Source organism: Rhodococcus sp. NBC_00294, from assembly GCF_036163995.1.
Classification (GTDB): domain Bacteria; phylum Actinomycetota; class Actinomycetes; order Mycobacteriales; family Mycobacteriaceae; genus Rhodococcoides.
The window spans coordinates 850841-867500 of the sequence record NZ_CP108043.1 but is presented as its reverse complement, the minus strand read 5'-3'; the positions used below and the strand labels follow the sequence as shown (position 1 = coordinate 867500).

10 protein-coding genes and 2 rRNA genes (1 of these 12 only partly in view) are annotated in these 16660 nt (G+C 66.1%); 8 read left to right on the top strand and 4 right to left on the bottom strand.

Annotated features, from left to right (window positions below):
* Both OHB23_RS04090 and rrf read left to right on the top strand, forming a co-directional pair.
* Window positions 1–2867 (top strand): 23S ribosomal RNA (locus OHB23_RS04090) (it extends 268 nt beyond the left edge of the window).
* A 147-nt stretch (window positions 2868–3014) separates the two neighbouring features.
* Window positions 3015–3131, top strand: a 5S ribosomal RNA gene (gene rrf, locus OHB23_RS04085).
* A 108-nt stretch (window positions 3132–3239) separates the two neighbouring features.
* On the opposite strand, the gene OHB23_RS04080 is transcribed toward rrf, so the two are convergent.
* The 3 genes from OHB23_RS04080 to OHB23_RS04070 form a co-directional block, all read right to left on the bottom strand.
* Complete coding sequence (locus tag OHB23_RS04080) at window positions 3240–3764, bottom strand: gluconokinase (RefSeq protein ID WP_442973018.1); 525 nt, start codon at window positions 3762–3764, stop codon at window positions 3240–3242.
* A 1-nt stretch (window position 3765) separates the two neighbouring features.
* On the bottom strand, window positions 3766–5148 hold the full coding sequence (locus tag OHB23_RS04075) for a GntP family permease (protein WP_328810935.1): 1383 nt from the start codon (window positions 5146–5148) through the stop codon (window positions 3766–3768).
* Window positions 5149–5259: 111 nt separating this feature from the next.
* A complete protein-coding gene (locus OHB23_RS04070; protein ID WP_222641461.1) occupies window positions 5260–6942 on the bottom strand; it encodes an ABC-F family ATP-binding cassette domain-containing protein in 1683 nt (560 codons plus the stop codon).
* Between the two features lie 94 nt (window positions 6943–7036).
* Between OHB23_RS04070 and OHB23_RS04065 the strand changes: the two genes are divergently transcribed.
* A complete protein-coding gene (locus tag OHB23_RS04065; RefSeq protein WP_328810934.1) occupies window positions 7037–7888 on the top strand; it encodes an HAD family hydrolase in 852 nt (283 codons plus the stop codon).
* Between the two features lie 9 nt (window positions 7889–7897).
* On the opposite strand, the gene OHB23_RS04060 is transcribed toward OHB23_RS04065, so the two are convergent.
* The gene (locus OHB23_RS04060) at window positions 7898–9976 is read right to left on the bottom strand and encodes an N-acetylmuramoyl-L-alanine amidase (protein WP_222641451.1); all 2079 of its coding nucleotides are present in this window, start codon (window positions 9974–9976) and stop codon (window positions 7898–7900) included.
* A 223-nt stretch (window positions 9977–10199) separates the two neighbouring features.
* Here OHB23_RS04060 and glf point away from each other — a divergent pair, with 223 nt between their 5' ends.
* The 5 genes from glf to zomB are packed head-to-tail and all read left to right on the top strand — an operon-like array spanning window position 10200 to window position 16625.
* Window positions 10200–11399, top strand: a complete 1200-nt coding sequence (glf, locus tag OHB23_RS04055) for a UDP-galactopyranose mutase (protein ID WP_231476480.1) — start codon at window positions 10200–10202, stop codon at window positions 11397–11399.
* Window positions 11396–13288 (top strand): glycosyltransferase, encoded by a 1893-nt coding sequence (locus OHB23_RS04050; RefSeq protein ID WP_027507271.1) that lies wholly within the window; start codon window positions 11396–11398, stop codon window positions 13286–13288. The genes glf and OHB23_RS04050 overlap by 4 nt, the downstream gene beginning before the upstream one ends.
* Before the next feature lie 19 nt (window positions 13289–13307).
* Window positions 13308–13853 carry a phosphatase PAP2 family protein gene (locus OHB23_RS04045; protein ID WP_328811586.1) on the top strand — a complete coding sequence of 182 codons (546 nt, stop codon included), beginning with the start codon at window positions 13308–13310 and terminating at the stop codon, window positions 13851–13853.
* Window positions 13850–14755, top strand: coding sequence for a decaprenyl-phosphate phosphoribosyltransferase (locus tag OHB23_RS04040; RefSeq protein ID WP_027507272.1), 906 nt, complete (start codon window positions 13850–13852; stop codon window positions 14753–14755). Before OHB23_RS04045 ends, OHB23_RS04040 begins: the two co-directional genes overlap by 4 nt.
* 49 nt (window positions 14756–14804) lie before the next feature.
* Window positions 14805–16625 (top strand): flagellar motor control protein ZomB, encoded by a 1821-nt coding sequence (zomB, locus tag OHB23_RS04035; protein ID WP_321163703.1) that lies wholly within the window; start codon window positions 14805–14807, stop codon window positions 16623–16625.
* Window positions 16626–16660 lie beyond the last annotated feature (35 nt).

Sequence of the window (16660 nt, the reverse complement as noted above, 5' to 3'; positions counted from 1 at the left end):
GGCCAAACCATGTGCATGTGATACCCGGCAGGGGTTGTGCGTGTGGGGTTGTGGGGTTTGTCTTGTCGATTCTGCCGGATCGGCCGACAGTAAGAAATCATGCGGTTAGTCGAAGTGGTCTGGGATGGCCTGTCGTAGAGGGTGAGAGTCCCGTAGACGAAAACTGTGTGACTGTCGTGATGAATGCCCAAGTAGCAGCGGGCCCGTGAAATCTGCTGTGAATCTGTCGGGACCACCCGATAAGCCTGAATACTCCCTGGTGACCGATAGCGGACTAGTACCGTGAGGGAAAGGTGAAAAGTACCCCGGGAGGGGAGTGAAATAGTACCTGAAACCGTGCGCTTACAATCCGTCAGAGCCTTCGAGTGACTTGTCACTGGGGGTGATGGCGTGCCTTTTGAAGAATGAGCCTGCGAGTTAGTGGTATGTGGCGAGGTTAACCCGTGTGGGGTAGCCGTAGCGAAAGCGAGTCCGAATAGGGCGACACAGTCGCATGCTCTAGACCCGAAGCGGAGTGATCTACCCATGGCCAGGGTGAAGCGACGGTAAGACGTCGTGGAGGCCCGAACCCACTTAGGTTGAAAACTGAGGGGATGAGTTGTGGGTAGGGGTGAAAGGCCAATCAAACTCCGTGATAGCTGGTTCTCCCCGAAATGCATTTAGGTGCAGCGTCGCGTGTTTCATCCTGGAGGTAGAGCTACTGGATGGTCTAGAGGGCCCACAAGCTTATCGAAATCAGCCAAACTCCGAATGCCAGGATGTGAGAGCGCGGCAGTGAGACTGCGGGCGATAAGGTTCGTAGTCGAGAGGGAAACAGCCCAGATCGCCGGCTAAGGCCCCCAAGCGTGTACTAAGTGGAAAAGGATGTGAAGTCGCGAAGACAACCAGGAGGTTGGCTTAGAAGCAGCCACCCTTGAAAGAGTGCGTAATAGCTCACTGGTCAAGTGATTTTGCGCCGACAATGTAGCGGGGCTCAAGTACACCGCCGAAGCCGCGGCACTCACACGACAGCCCCCGGTTCCCTTGCGAGGGTTCCGGCAGGTGTGTGGGTGGGTAGGGGAGCGTCGTGTGGCCAGGGAAGCGCCGGAGTGATCCAGGTGTGGAGGCCACGCGAGTGAGAATGCAGGCATGAGTAGCGAAAGACGAGTGAGAAACTCGTCCGCCGAATGATCAAGGGTTCCTGGGCCAGGTTAATCCGCCCAGGGTGAGTCGGGACCTAAGGCGAGGCCGACAGGCGTAGTCGATGGACAACGGGTTGATATTCCCGTACCCGTGTATCCGCGCCCATGATGAATCAGGAGTACTAACCGTCCAGAGCCGCCAGGAGCACCTTCGGGTGCCGGGTGTGGTGATGCACGGGACCTTTCCTGGTAGTAGTCAAGCGATGGGGTGACGCAGGAAGGTAGCTGAGCCAGTCAGTGGTAACACTGGTGTAAGCCTGTAGGGCGAGACCTAGGCAAATCCGGGTCTCACACAGCCTGAGAGGTGATGCATAGCCGAATGAGGCGAATTCAGTGATCCTATGCTGCCGAGAAAAGCCTCTAGCGAGCTGGTACACGGCCCGTACCCCAAACCGACACAGGTGATCAGGTAGAGAATACCAAGGCGATCGAGATAACTATGGTTAAGGAACTCGGCAAAATGCCCCCGTAACTTCGGGAGAAGGGGGACCCCTGCTGGTGATGGAACTTGCTTCCTGAGCTGGTGTGGGTCGCAGAGACCAGTGAGAAGCGACTGTTTACTAAAAACACAGGTCCGTGCGAAGTCGTAAGACGATGTATACGGACTGACGCCTGCCCGGTGCTGGAAGGTTAAGAGGACCGGTTAGTTCCTTCGGGAGCGAAGCTGAGAATTTAAGCCCCAGTAAACGGCGGTGGTAACTATAACCATCCTAAGGTAGCGAAATTCCTTGTCGGGTAAGTTCCGACCTGCACGAATGGCGTAACGACTTCTCAGCTGTCTCAACCATAGACTCGGCGAAATTGCATTACGAGTAAAGATGCTCGTTACGCGCGGCAGGACGAAAAGACCCCGGGACCTTCACTACAGCTTGGTATTGGTGTTCGGTTCGGTTTGTGTAGGATAGGTGGGAGACTGTGAAGCATGCACGCCAGTGTGTGTGGAGTCGTTGTTGAAATACCACTCTGATCGTATTGGATACCTCAACCTCGGACCATGATCTGGTTCAGGGACAGTGCCTGGTGGGTAGTTTAACTGGGGCGGTTGCCTCCCAAAATGTAACGGAGGCGCCCAAAGGTTCCCTCAGCCTGGTTGGCAATCAGGTGTCGAGTGCAAGTGCACAAGGGAGCTTGACTGTGAGACTGACAAGTCGAGCAGGGACGAAAGTCGGGACTAGTGATCCGGCACCGGCAAGTGGAAGCGGTGTCGCTCAACGGATAAAAGGTACCCCGGGGATAACAGGCTGATCTTCCCCAAGAGTCCATATCGACGGGATGGTTTGGCACCTCGATGTCGGCTCGTCGCATCCTGGGGCTGGAGTAGGTCCCAAGGGTTGGGCTGTTCGCCCATTAAAGCGGCACGCGAGCTGGGTTTAGAACGTCGTGAGACAGTTCGGTCTCTATCCGCCGCGCGCGTCAGAAACTTGAGGAAGGCTGTCCCTAGTACGAGAGGACCGGGACGGACGAACCTCTGGTGTGCCAGTTGTTCCACCAGGAGCACCGCTGGTTAGCTACGTTCGGAAGGGATAACCGCTGAAAGCATCTAAGCGGGAAGCCTGTTCCAAGATGAGGTTTCTCACCCCCTCGAGGGGGTAAGGCCCCCGGCAGACCACCGGGTTGATAGGCCAGAACTGGAAGCCCAGCAATGGGTGCAGGTGACTGGTACTAATAGGCCGAGGACTTACCACAAAGAAGCTACGCGTCCACTGTGCAGTATCTGAGACAACACACGAGTTGGTCAGCAGATAACTGAAACCCGCACCACGACCACCACACCACCCCCAGGGGTGAATGCCGGTGGGAGTGTGTGCCTCGTGCTCTGTTGTTTCACAGAGTTTCGGTGGCCATAGCGGAGGGGAAACGCCCGGACCCATTCCGAACCCGGAAGCTAAGCCCTCCAGCGCCGATGGTACTGCACCCGACAGGGTGTGGGAGAGTAGGACACCGCCGAACAACCCTTCCCAGAAAGCCCCCCGACCACCGGTCGGGGGGCTTTCTGCATTCACGGGTCATGCACCGGCAGAAGGTCTTTCGCCGTGCCCCCCGCCGGCCGGCATGGTGCTACCGGGAGGCGCCCACTGCCTTCACGGCAGCTCCGACCACCTTCTCGACGCCGTCGACATCCGGCACACCCGCGCCGTGCTCGTCCGCCTGGAGGTCCTCGAGGGTGTCGAACTGCGACTGCAGCAGAGACGGGGGCATGAAGTGCTTCCTGCGCGACATGCGGTCGAGAAGCGTGTCGTAGTCCGCTTGCAGATGGACGAAGAACAGATCCGGGTAGCCCCCGCGCAGCCAGTCCCGGTACCGCCGCGTCAGGGCGGAACAGGCCGTCACCGACGTTCCACCCTCGCCTGCCACTCGTCCGATCTCACCTGCCACCGCGGCGAGCCACGGTCGACGGTCGTCGTCGTTCAGCGGGTGGCCTGCAGACATCTTGTCGATGTTGGCCTCGGGATGAAAAGTGTCGCCCTCGATGAAGGTGCTTCCCAGTGTCGTCGCCAGTGCGCTGCCGACGGTGGTCTTCCCGGTCCCCGACACACCCATCACGACGATGTGTCTCGGAATGCCGTCGGCGTGGTCCGTCACGTCAGAACACCACCCAGAGCAGTGAGGCGAGCGCGAAGACCGCGAGTCCCAATGTCGTTTCCATGACCGTCCAAGTCTTCAGAGTCGTCTTCTCGTCCATGCCGAAGAATCGGCTGACGAGCCAGAAACCCGAGTCGTTCACGTGCGAGAGCACGGTGGCTCCCGCAGCGATCGCGAACACGAGCAGTGCGATGTCGAAGTTACCCAACCCGAGCTCGACCACCTGAGCCGAGACCAGGCCGGCAGTGGTCGTCAGCGCGACCGTCGCGCTGCCCTGCGCGACACGGAGAGCCGCCGCGATGAGGAACGCCTGCACGATCAACGAGAACCCGAGATCCGACAGCGACTCCGTCAGAGACGCACCGATGCCGCTGGCGCGAAGAACTCCGCCGAACATTCCGCCGGCGCCCGTGATGAGGATGATCGCGCACACCGGGCCCAGGGCGTCGTCCATGAGCGACGTGGCCTTCGAGACGGAGAACCGTCCGGGTGCCAGGACCACGAGTGACAGGAGCACCGTCAGCAGCAGAGCGACGGGTGTCTGCCCCAGGAGAATGAGTGCGTCCGCCCATCCGGCGTCCTCCGAGACGATTCCGGCGGTCTGCAGCGTCGAGACACCGGTGTTCAGGCAGATGAGTATCAGCGGGAACAGGAGCAGTCCGAGAACGGCCAGGAAGCGCGGTGGCGCGACGGCAGGAGCGTTGGGGTCGTCGGCGGCATCAGCGAACAGCGCGGCCGGGCTGGTGACGAACCGGCGACCCAGGCGTGTGCCGACCAGGTAGGAACCGAGGAACCACGCGATGATCGCGATCGGGAGCCCGACGACGAGAGTGACGCCGATGTCTCCGCCCATGAGGTCCGCCGCTGCCACGGGTCCCGGGTGCGGCGGCACGATCGCATGCATGGCCGCGAAGGCGCCGGCTGTCGGCAGCGCGTAGAGCAGGACGGATCCGCCGAAGCGCCGCGCCACCGAGAAGATGATCGGCAGGAAGATGACGAGACCGGCGTCGAAGAAGATCGGGAACCCGAAGATCAAGGCGGCGACGCCGAGCGCGAAGGGAGCGCGCTTCTCACCGAAGCGTGCGATGAGGGTGTCCGCGAGAACCTGGGCCCCACCGGTCTTCTCGAGGAGCCGGCCGAGCATCACGCCCAGCGCGACGAGCAACGCGACGTTGCCGAGTGTCCCTCCGAAGCCCGAGAGGAGCGTGTCGGGTACGTCCGCGAGCGGGATGCCTGCGGCGACCGCCGTCACCATGCTCACCAGAACGAGCGACAGGAAGGCGTGGAGCTTCACCTTCATGATGAGGAAGAGCAGGACGGCCACGGCGATGGCCGCGACCGACAGCAGGTAGGCCGTTCCGTGTACCGGTTCCATGATGTCCACGCCGAGTCACCCTTTCGCGTGCCGAGATGTGTCCCGACACTAACGGCGGGACTCGCACGCACGACGTTGCACGCGCCTCACCGTGTCCGAATCGTCACGTCCGGCGGGGTGTCATCGAGCGCGTGCCACGCGGCCCTCGTCCCACACCGGTTCACCCGACTCGTACACCCGACCGTCCGCCCCGAAGACGAGGAACCGGTCGAAACTCCGAGCGAACCATCGGTCGTGCGTCACCGTGACCACGGTTCCGTCGAACGCGACGATCGCGTCCTGCAGGGAGTCGGCCGACTCGAGGTCGAGGTTGTCGGTGGGTTCGTCGAGGAGAAGCATCGTGGCGCCGGACAGCTCCAACAGCAGGATCTGCAACCGTGCCTGCTGACCACCGGAGAGGTCGTCGTACCTCTGCTCCGCCTGGCGGGAGAGCCCGTAGCGGTCCAGTGCGCGGGACGCGGCCTCCCGTCCCATCCCGTCACGGTGCGAGGTCCCGCGGTGCAGGATGTCCAGCAATGTGTTGCCCTCGAGGTCGGGACGGGTGTGGGTCTGAGCGAACAGTCCCGGGCGGACCCGCGCACCGAGAGTGGCTGTGCCCGTGTGCGGTACGGGTGCCAGGTCGAGTTCACCGACAGGGAGGTGCTCGAGGTCGGGATCGGTTCCGCCGGCCGCGAGCAGCCGCAGGAAGTGCGATTTGCCGGACCCGTTGGAGCCCAGTACGGCCACGCGGTCGCCGTACCAGATCTCCGTGTCGAAGGGCTGCATGAGTCCGGTCAACTCGAGTGACGTGCACACGAGTGCACGCTTCGCGGTCCGTCCTCCCGTGAGCCGCACAGCGACGTTCTGGCGGAGCGGCACCGCCTCGGGTGGGCCCGCCTCCTCGAACTTCGCGAGCCTCGTCCGGGCCGCCTGATAGCGCGAGGCCACACCGTCGTTGAACTTCGCCTTCTCGCGCAACCGCAGTACGAGCGCCTGCAGTTTCACCCGCTCCTCGTCCCACCGCGCCTTCAACTCGTCGAGTCGCGCGTTCCGCTTCTCGCGTGCCTCGGTGTAGGTGGAGAAGCCGCCGCCGTGCACCCACGCGGAGGCGCCGTTGATCCCCGGCTCCAGTGTCACGATGCGAGTCGCGGCCGTGGACAACAACTCTCGGTCGTGGCTGATGAACAGCACCGACTTGTCCGACGCGGCGATGGTGCGCTCGAGCCACCGCTTGCCCGGCACGTCGAGGTAGTTGTCGGGCTCGTCGAGCAGCAGCAGCTGATCGTTGCCCGCGAACAGTGCCTCGAGCACGAGCCTCTTCTGCTCGCCGCCACTGAGCGTGGACGCGGCCCGCCACTTCGCGCGTTCGAACGAGGTGCCCATCGCAGACATGGTGACCTCGTCCCAGAACGGCTCGAGGTCGTACCCGCCGATGTCGCCCCAGTCGGACAGCGCCTGTGCGTAGGCCATCTGGGTCGCTTCGTCGTCGTGCTCGATCATCGCGTTCTCGGAGTCGTCCAGTCGCCGGGCGGCCGTACGGACGGGCTCCGCACACACGGACAGCAGGAGGTCACGCACCGTCGACTCGTCGCGCACCTGGCCGACGAACTGCCGCATCACCCCGAGCGTTCCGGAGCGCGTCACGCTCCCCTCGTCCGGCGGCACGTCACCGGCGACGATGCGGGTGATGGTGGTCTTGCCGGTGCCGTTGGGTCCGATCAGTGCGGTCTTGGCGCCGTCACCGACCCGGAAGGACACGCCGTCCAGCAATTGGCGGCCGTCGGGCAGGAAGTAGTCGACGTCGGACAGTTCGAGATGGGACACAGGACGTCAGACTACGGCCGGTCGATCGCGTCCTCCACGCCATATTCGTGCGTCGCTGGAGACGTCGCGGAACCCCGTCGGGCAAACTTGACCGATGCAGCCCACACAGCGACCCGTCACTCCCGGCGAGACCGGACGGCCGCGGCTCGTCGCATCGGACGTCGACGGAACGCTCATCGACCACCACGAGCGCGTGACGGCTCGAACGAAGGCCGCGGTGCACGCCGTCGTGGCGGCCGGGGACACCTTCGTGCTGTCGACGGGTCGACCGCCGCGGTGGATCGGGCCCATCGTCGCGCAGCTGGGTCACGCGCCCATGGCCGTGTGCGCCAACGGCGCCGTGATCTACGACAGCGAGAACGACGTGGTCGTGTCGGCGCGGACGTTGAGCGTGACCGATCTGGCCGAGCTGGCCGCTCTTGCGGAGTCCCTCATCGCCGGGTGCGGCCTCGCGGTGGAGCGGGTCGGCCGCAGCGCGCACGACGCGGCGACGCCGCAGTTCGTGAGCTCCCCCGGCTACGAGCACGCGTGGCTCAACCCCGACAACACCGAGACGTCCTCGGAGGAGGTGCTGTCCGCCCCCGCCGTGAAATTGTTGATCCGGCAGTCGTCGATGACGAGTGGGGACATGGCGGCCGCGCTGACGTCCCATGTGGAGCACCTCGCCGACGTGACGTTCTCGACCGACAACGGGCTGATCGAACTGAGTCCGCCCGGGGTGTCGAAGGCGTCGGGACTGCTGGAGATCGCTCGCACTCTCGGCATCGACGCGTCCGAGATGATCGCGTTCGGAGACATGCCGAACGACGTGCCGATGCTGACGATGGTCGGCCACGGCGTCGCGATGGGCAATGCGCACCCTGCTGCGATCGCCGCGGCCGACGAGGTCACCACGAGCAACGCGGACGACGGCGTCGCCCGCGTGCTCGAACGGTGGTGGAGCTAGAGAGAACGATCAGCCGACGGGCGCTGCCTCGGGAGCCGGGGCCGGTGCGGGAGCGTCCACCGGCGCGCCGGCGTTCATCTCCGCGGTGTACGTGTCGGTGAAGGTCTTCACGACCGTCGTCACGATCCCCGTGATCTCGTCGAACGAGAGCGACCCGTTCTCGAAGTCGGACTGCCATCCGTTCGGGATGCGGTACTCGTCGGACGTCGGCAGTCCGAGAGATCCGGACTCCGAGCCCATGGCGACGAACTGCTTGAAGATCTGGCCGAGCACCGAGACCACTTGGCCGGTGGGCGTCGTGTAGATCGACCCGTTGGCGAAGTCCGCGCGGGTCTGTCCCTCGGGTGCGGGGAGCAGTCCGGTCAGGGCGGCGCCGAGTCGACCCGACTCACCGCCCTCGGCGACCCACTTCTGCACGATCGGGTTCTGGACGCCCATCGCGAGGAGTTCGGACACGAGCCCGGTCAGCGTGTTGCCGGGTGCCGGTGACGACGCGTCGACACTCGGGGGAGCGGCGACGGGCGGCGCCACCAGGCCCTCGTCGGTCGAGGTCCCGGTACCGGGCTCCGCCGGTGTCGGGGTGCCGGTCCCGTTCAGGTTGGCTGCCGCGATGGACCGGATGTCATCCATACGTGCGTAGGCGGCGTCGCCCGGGCACTCGGTGTTGCCGACGTCGCGGTGCGCGAAGATCACCGGGAGATCGATCGAGCGGCCCTGCTGGACGAACGTGTACTGCGTGCCCTCGGACGTCATCGTGGTGGTCCCCTTCGGGTCCAGGCCGGCCTTGCCGAGACGCCACCCGAGGAACTTGCCGGCAGCGTCGAGCGACTCCTGCGTCGGCTGCTCCGAGCTGTAGTCGCCCATCAGCGCGATGCCCATGGTGTTCTCGTTGAAGCCGCCCGCGTGCGCGCCCTCGACGTTGCGATCGAGGCCACCTGCGCGGCCCTCGAACACCTGGCCGTACTTGTCCACCAGCACGTTGTAACCGATGTCGCACCAGCCCAGTGTCTGCGCGTGGTACGCGTAGATCGCCCGGACGATGCCCGCGGACTCGTCCTTGCTGTAGTTGTTGCTGCCCGCGGTGTGGTGCACCGTGGCGCCGCCGAGAGAGTCGTCGTACGTGGGCGAACCGCAGCGCTTCGACTCGTCCGCTCCCCACTGGGCGCGGGTGATCACGGCGGGGCCGGAGCCGTCGACGGGGGTCGCGATGTCACTCAGCGTGCTGTCGGCCGCCGAGGTGCCGGGCGTGATGAGCACGGCGGTCGCGTCCGCGAGGGCGTTCGCGATCGGCTGGGCCCGTAGCGGGCGGGACGACGACGCCGGGACGTAGCCGAGCTCGGGTGCCGGCGCGACGGGATCGGCCGCGTCGGGAGCGGGAGCCGCCTCGGGTGCCGGTGCCGCCTCGGGAGCGGGTGCCGGCGGCTCGACCGGGAAGGCCGGGTCGGCGGGGTTCAGCACGGCGCCGGCCGGGACGGTGGGGCTCAGCAGGAACTGGACGCGCTTGGTCAGGCCCACGTAGATGGGCTCCGTGCCATTGGCGACGGCGGGCACGTCCGAATCGGTGCGACCGGTGTCGATGGACTGCGTCTCGTTCCACGGACCCCAGGAACCGTCGTCGAGCTGGGCACGCACACGGGCCACCGCAGAGCCGAGCTGGTCGGCCGTCAGCGCGACCATGCTGAAGGGGGTGTCCTGGGACACCTCCTTGACCACGGCGCCGTCCTGCGAGCCGTCCACCTCGGACGGCGCGGGGGCTGCCGGATCGGTGGGCGACGCGGCGGGCACCTCGGGAACCGTGAGTCCGGGGATGGACGGGATCTCGAAGGAGTCGGGCAGCGACAGATCGCGCAGCGACCCCAGGTCGATGTCCGGCAGATCCAGCCCGGTGAGTTCCTTCACGGGGATGACGATGTCGGGTGCGTTCGCGAGCGCCAGCTTGGCGATCTGCGTGGGAACGACGGTGGTCGTGTCGTTGGCCGCGCGCACTCCGGTGGTGCTGTCCCCGACGGCGTAGACCACGACAGGACTCGTGACCGCGAGTGCGGCGACGACACCCAGAATCAGTGACGGCTTCGGTCGACGGTGCAAGACGATTTCTCCCCTGGTAGACGTTGCCCCGCGATCACCGTCACATGTGACGGATGTGACTCATGTGATAGATGATGCGCAACAAGCGCCACACTAACCACAGAAACACCAACCATCAACCTCAAGTAGAGGGTTCGGCCAGGTGTTCGAACGATTCGCCCGTCGGGAGGGTCGACGTGCGGGTTGCGGGACGACTACACAGCGTCGGATACCCTGGTCACCCGTGACTGATACTTCGCGAGGACGGTACGACCTGATCGTCGTGGGGTCCGGTTTCTACGGCCTCACGATCGCCGAGCGGAGTGCCGCGGAACTGGGAAAACGAGTGCTCGTGCTCGACCGGCGCTCCCACATCGGAGGCAATGCCTACTCCGAACCCGAGCCCGGTACCGGCATCGAGATCCACAAGTACGGCGCCCACCTCTTCCACACGTCGAACGAGAAGGTGTGGGAGTACGTCACTCGCTTCACCGAGTTCACGGGCTACCAGCACCGCGTGTTCGCCCTGCACAAGGGCCAGGCGTACCAGTTCCCGATGGGCCTGGGCCTGGTGTCCCAGTTCTTCGGCCGCTACTTCACTCCCGCCGAGGCGCGCGCGCTCATCGAGGAGCAGTCCAGCGAGATCTCGGTCGAGGATGCCGCGAATCTCGAGGAGAAGGCCATCGCGCTGATCGGCCGCCCGCTGTACGAGGCGTTCGTCCGCGACTACACCGCCAAGCAGTGGCAGACCGATCCCAAGGATCTGCCCGCGGGCAACATCGCGCGGCTCCCGGTCCGCTACACCTTCGACAACCGCTACTTCAACGACACCCACGAGGGTCTGCCCGTCGACGGCTACACCGCGTGGCTCGAGAACATGGCGAAGAGCGACCTCATCGAGGTCCGGCTGGACACGGACTGGTTCGACGTCCGTGACGAACTCCGGGCCGAGAGCCCGGACGCGCCGATCGTCTACACGGGACCGCTGGACCGGTACTTCGACTACTCCGAGGGCGAACTGGGTTGGCGCACACTCGACTTCGAGACCGAGGTGCTCGACACTGGTGACTTCCAGGGCACCCCGGTGATGAACTACAACGATGCGGACGTGCCCTACACGCGCATCCACGAGTTCCGGCACTTCCATCCCGAGCGCGACTACCCCGCGGACAAGACGGTCATCATGCGCGAGTACTCCCGGTTCGCGGAGTCGGGAGACGAGCCGTACTACCCCATCAACACTCCCGACGACCGCGCGAAGCTGGCGGCCTACCGGGCCCGCGCCAAGCAGGAGACGGCCGAGAACTCCGTCCTGTTCGGCGGCCGACTGGGCACCTACCAGTACCTCGACATGCACATGGCCATCGCCAGTGCGCTCACCACGTTCGAGAACACGTTGCGCCCCCACCTCGAATCCGGTGCTCCACTGGGTGATTCGGCGTGAGCGAGGACCAGTTGCTGGGGCGGTCGCTGCTCCAACGCATCCTGCTCCCGCGCGCCGGTGAGCCGCTCGACGTCCGCACCCTGTACACGGACGAGGCCCGCACCAACCCGCGCCGCGCGCATTCGCTCTCTCGCACCTCGGTGTCCATCGGATCCGAGTCGGAGGTCTCCTTCGGCACGTACTTCAACGCGTTCCCGGCGAGCTACTGGCGACGGTGGAGCACGCTGGATTCCGTCGTCCTGCGGGTCGAGCTGATCGGCCACTGCCGCGTCGACGTCTACCGCTCGAAGGCGGACGGGTCCCGGATCCACGTCCAGGGCGGCGACACCGACGACGCGACGACGGTCGACGGCGACGTCACGACTCTCGAGTTCGTCGTCGAGCTCGGTCCCTTCGAGGACGGCGGATGGATCTGGTTCGACGTCACCACGGACACCGACGTCGAGGTGCGGTCCGCCGGGTGGTTCGCACCCGTCGACGCGCCCGGACGCGCGTCCGTGGCCATCGGCATCCCCACGTTCAACCGTCCGACGGACTGCGTGAAGGCGCTGACGGCGATCGCGTCCGATCCACTGGTCATGGCCGTCGTCGACGCCGTCATCGTGCCCGACCAGGGCACCCGCAAGGTGCGCGACGAGCCCGGATTCGACGACGCCGCGGCCGCGTTCGGCGATCTCCTCAGCATCCACGACCAGGCCAACCTCGGTGGATCCGGCGGATACAGCCGGATCATGTACGAGGCGCTCGAGAACACCGACGCCGAGCACATCCTCTTCATGGACGACGACATCGAGATCGAGCCCGACTCGATCCTGCGGGCGCTCGCCATGGCCCGCTTCGCGAAGGTGCCGACACTCGTCGGTGGCCAGATGCTCAACCTGCAGGCACGAAGTCACCTGCACGTGATGGGCGAGAAGATCGACACCGGCATCTTCATGTGGGGTGGCGCCCAGAACGTCGAGTACGACCACGACTTCGCCGAGAAGCCGCTCCGCGAGTCGACACTGCTGCACCGCCGGATCGACGTCGACTACAACGGCTGGTGGATGTGCCTCATCCCGCGGGTGGTCGCCGAGACGATCGGTCAGCCGCTGCCGCTGTTCATCAAGTGGGACGACGCCGAGTACGGACTGCGAGCCCGCGAGGCCGGGTTCCCCACGGTGACTCTGCCGGGGGCCGCGATCTGGCACATGGCGTGGAGCGACAAGGACGACGCCATCGACTGGCAGGCGTACTTCCACCTGCGCAACCGACTCGTGGTGGCGGCGTTGCACTCCCCGGGTTCCGCCCGCGGCCTCGTGGTGAACACCGTCAAGGCCACGATGAAGCATCTGCTGTGCCTCGAGTACTCCACGGTCGCGATCCAGAACATGGCGATCCGCGACTTCCTCGCCGGCCCCGAGCACATCATGGACATCCTGCCGACGGCGCTCGCCGAGGTGCACCGGGTACGCAGGCAGTACCCCGACGCCGTGGTCGTCCCGTCGTCGACGCTGCTCCCGCCGGCCAGCGGCGCGGACGTACCCGCCGTCGCCGAGCCGGTCGGCGCCGTGGCCAAGGTGTCCCGGCTGGCGAAGGGCCTGATCCACAACGCCCGAGGCGCGCAGCGGCAGCACCACGACCGTCCCCAGCTCAACGTGCCGACGCTCGATGCGCGCTGGTACCTGCTCTCGCAGGTCGACGGTGTCACCGTCACCACCGCCGACGGACGCGGCGTCGTGTACCGCAAGCGGGATCCGAAGATCGCCTCCGCGCTGCTCGGAGAGGCGCTCTCGCTGCGCCGCGAGCTGGCGTCGCGCTTCCCCGAGCTGTCCGACCGGTACCGTCGCGCCGTGCCCGAACTCACCAGCAAGGAGCGTTGGGAACGTGTCTTCTCCTATCCGAACTGACAACCTGGTTCGAACCGACCTGCGGGTCCTCACCGCGGTGCAGAGCAGCGTCGGTTCACTGCCGGGCGCCGTGCGCGTCGCTCGAGGGATGTCGCACTTCGGTGAGCACGCCCTCGGGTGGATCGCCATCGGCGGTGTCGGTGCCGTGGTCGACTCGGCGCGGCGCGAGCAGTGGGCGTCGGTCGCGGTCGGTGCCGTCGGTGCGCACGCGGCGTCGATCGTCGTCAAGCGCATCTCGCGGCGTCGGCGCCCGACCCATCCGTCCGTGCGCGTCGGCGTCTCCACGCCCAGCCGGTTCAGCTTCCCGTCGTCGCACGCGACGTCCACCACGGCCGCGGCGCTGCTGATCGGCCGCGCGAGCGGTCTGCCCGTGGCACCGGTGCTGGTGCCCGCGATGCTGGTGTCGCGCCTGGTGCTCGGTGTTCACTACCCTTCCGACGTACTCGTGGGCTCCGCGCTCGGCGCGCTGTCCGCGGCGGCGACGGTGCGAGCCGAGAAGAACGCGGCGGTCCGATTCGGCCTGACCGGCGGAGACGCAGCGGCCACGACAGCAGGAGCAGCATGAGCGAGGAACCCGCCGTCGTCGGCGCGCCCCCGAAGAACCTGGCCACAGGCATCGTCAAGGCTGTGCGCCCGCGCCAGTGGGTCAAGAACGTGCTGGTCCTGGCGGCGCCCCTGGCTGCCGGCTCGGTCACCGAGAGCTCGGTGCTCCTGCCGGTCGCGCTCGCGTTCCTCGTCTTCTGCATGGCCGCGTCGGGCATCTATCTGGTCAACGACGCGATGGACGTCGAGGCGGACCGGGCGCACCCCACCAAGCGATTCCGTCCCATCGCGGCGGGTGTCCTCCCGGTCAACCTGGCCTTCGCGATGGCGGTGGTGCTGCTCGGCGGCGCGATCGGGCTCTCGTTCCTGGCCAACTGGAACCTCGCCGTGGTCATGGGCGTCTACATCGCGGTCCAGCTCGCGTACTGCTTCGGCCTGAAGCACCAGGCGGTGCTCGACATCTGCATCGTCTCGTCCGGCTTCCTGCTGCGCGCGATCGCGGGCGGCGTGGCGGCCGACATCCCGCTGTCGCAGTGGTTCCTGCTGATCATGGCCTTCGGATCGCTGTTCATGGCAGCCGGCAAGCGGTACGCCGAACTGCAGCTCGCCGAACGCACCGGCGCCAAGATCCGCAAGTCGCTGGAGAACTACACCACCACCTACCTGCGGTTCGTGTGGACGCTCAGCGCCACGGCCGTCGTCATCTGCTACGGACTGTGGGCCTTCGACCAGGACGCGAAGAACGGCAGTTCCCTCTTCGCCATCTCGATGGTTCCCTTCACTGTCGCTATCCTGCGGTACGCAGTGGACGTGGACGGTGGCGAAGCGGGCGAGCCCGAGGAGATCGCACTCGGGGACCGGGTGCTCCAGATGCTCGCCATCGTGTGGATCGGAGTGGTGGGTGTCGCTGTCTACCTCGCATGAGGAACTGACAGAACGTACCGGCGACGAGCAGTCGCGGGCCGAGGACCGGGTGGGAACGCCCGGGTGGGCCCGAGCGACCGGCGTCGCCGGTATCGCCGTGGTCGCGGTGCTGACCTTCTGGGGCGCCTGGGACCGCCGTTGGATCGCGGACGACGGACTGATCGTGCTGCGCACGGTCCGCAACCTCCTGGCCGGCAACGGGCCGGTGTTCAACGCGGGCGAGCGCGTCGAGACCAACACGAGCGCCGCCTGGACCTACGTCGTGTACGCCTTCTCCTGGCTCAGCGGTGTCCGCCTCGAGTACGTGGTGCTGACCATCGCCCTCGTGCTGACAACGGCGGCCGTCACGGTCGCGATGATCGGCACGGCACGCCTGTACGCCGGGCGCGCGGTGCTCGTGCTCCCCGCAGGAGCGCTCGTCTACATCGCCGTACCGCCGGCACGCGACTTCGCGACGTCCGGCCTCGAGTCGTGCCTGGTCATCTTCTGGATCGCGGTCCTGTGGTGGCTGATGCTCCGGTGGGCGGACCGACGGGTGGAGAACCCGTCGACGGCACTCGTGCTCGTCATCGCGTTCTGGGGCGGACTGTCGCCCCTCGTCCGTCCGGAACTCGTCATCGTCGGCGGCCTCGCGCTCCTCATGCTCGTCGTCGCGACGTCGGGATGGATCCGCCGCGGCGCCGTCGTCGTGGTCGCCGGTCTGCTCCCGGTGGGCTACCAGATCTGGCGCATGGGCTACTACGCGCTGCCGTACCCGAACACCGCGGTGTCGAAGGACGCCGGCGGCGCCAAGTGGGCGCAGGGTTCGACGTATCTGTGGAACCTCGTGGGGCCCTACGCCCTGTGGGTGCCCGCGGTGCTGGTCGTCGTGGCCGCGGCACTGGCCGCCACCCGGATCGGGCCCGGTGCGGCTCGCCGTGGCGAGGCGCCGAGCGGTCTCGCCGGACTGGTCTCGCGGATCCGGACGCCGAGCGCCGTGGTGGTCTTCGCGCTCGTGTCGGGTCTGATCTCCACGGTGTACGCCGTGCGCGTGGGCGGCGACTTCATGCACGGCCGCACTCTGCTCCCCGCGCTGTTCCTGCTGCTGCTCCCGGTCGCCGTCGTGCCGATCCCGCTGCGGCGCGGGATCGTGGCGCTGGTGTCGTGCGTCGCGCTGTGGCTCGGCGTGGTCGTCTGGGCGGTCTTCGCGGCCACCACCACCGGCATGCCGCAGGGCACGACGGTCGGGCGTAGCGGCATCGTCGACGAGCGGGCTTTCTACTCCGAGAACACCGGCCACCGCCATCCGATCCTGGCCAGCGACTACCTGGACTACCCGCGCATGCGGGCAATGGTGCAGACCATCGAGAACACGCCGGACGGCGGTCTGTTGCTGCCGTCCGCGCAGTTCACCTACTGGGACGTGGTGCCGCCGCCCCTGCCGATTCCCGAGGGCGGCGACGAGCACGTCGTCTACTTCCTCAACTTGGGAATGACCAGCATGAACGTGGGGCTCGACGTCCGGGTGCTGGATCAGATGGGCCTGGCGTATCCGTTGGCGGCGCACACGGAACGGCTCGACAACGGCCGCATCGGACACGACAAGAACCTGTACACGGACTGGGTGGTCGCGGACACCGGAATGGTGGACGTGCATCCCTTCCTGCCGTTCTATCTGGACGAGGAATGGGTGGAGCAGGCGCAGGTCGCGTTGACCTGTCCGGAGACGCAGGAACTGCTGACGTCCTACCGTTCGGAGCTCACGCGGGCCCGATTCGTGCAGAACTTCAAGCACTCGTTGGATCTCGCGGGGTACCGATTCGACCGGGTGCCGAAGTACGAAATACAACGGTGTAATTTGGAGATGCCCCCGGAGCGGCCCGCATCGTGACGATGTGCGGCAAGTGAGATCCGCGTCACAGTGAG

Excerpts from the sequence above, each read along its gene's own strand:
- OHB23_RS04065 (WP_328810934.1), top strand. The coding sequence starts at position 7,037 with ATGCAGCCCACACAGCGACCCGTCACTCCCGGCGAGACCGGACGGCCG.
- OHB23_RS04040 (WP_027507272.1), top strand. The coding sequence starts at position 13,850 with ATGAGCGAGGAACCCGCCGTCGTCGGCGCGCCCCCGAAGAACCTGGCC.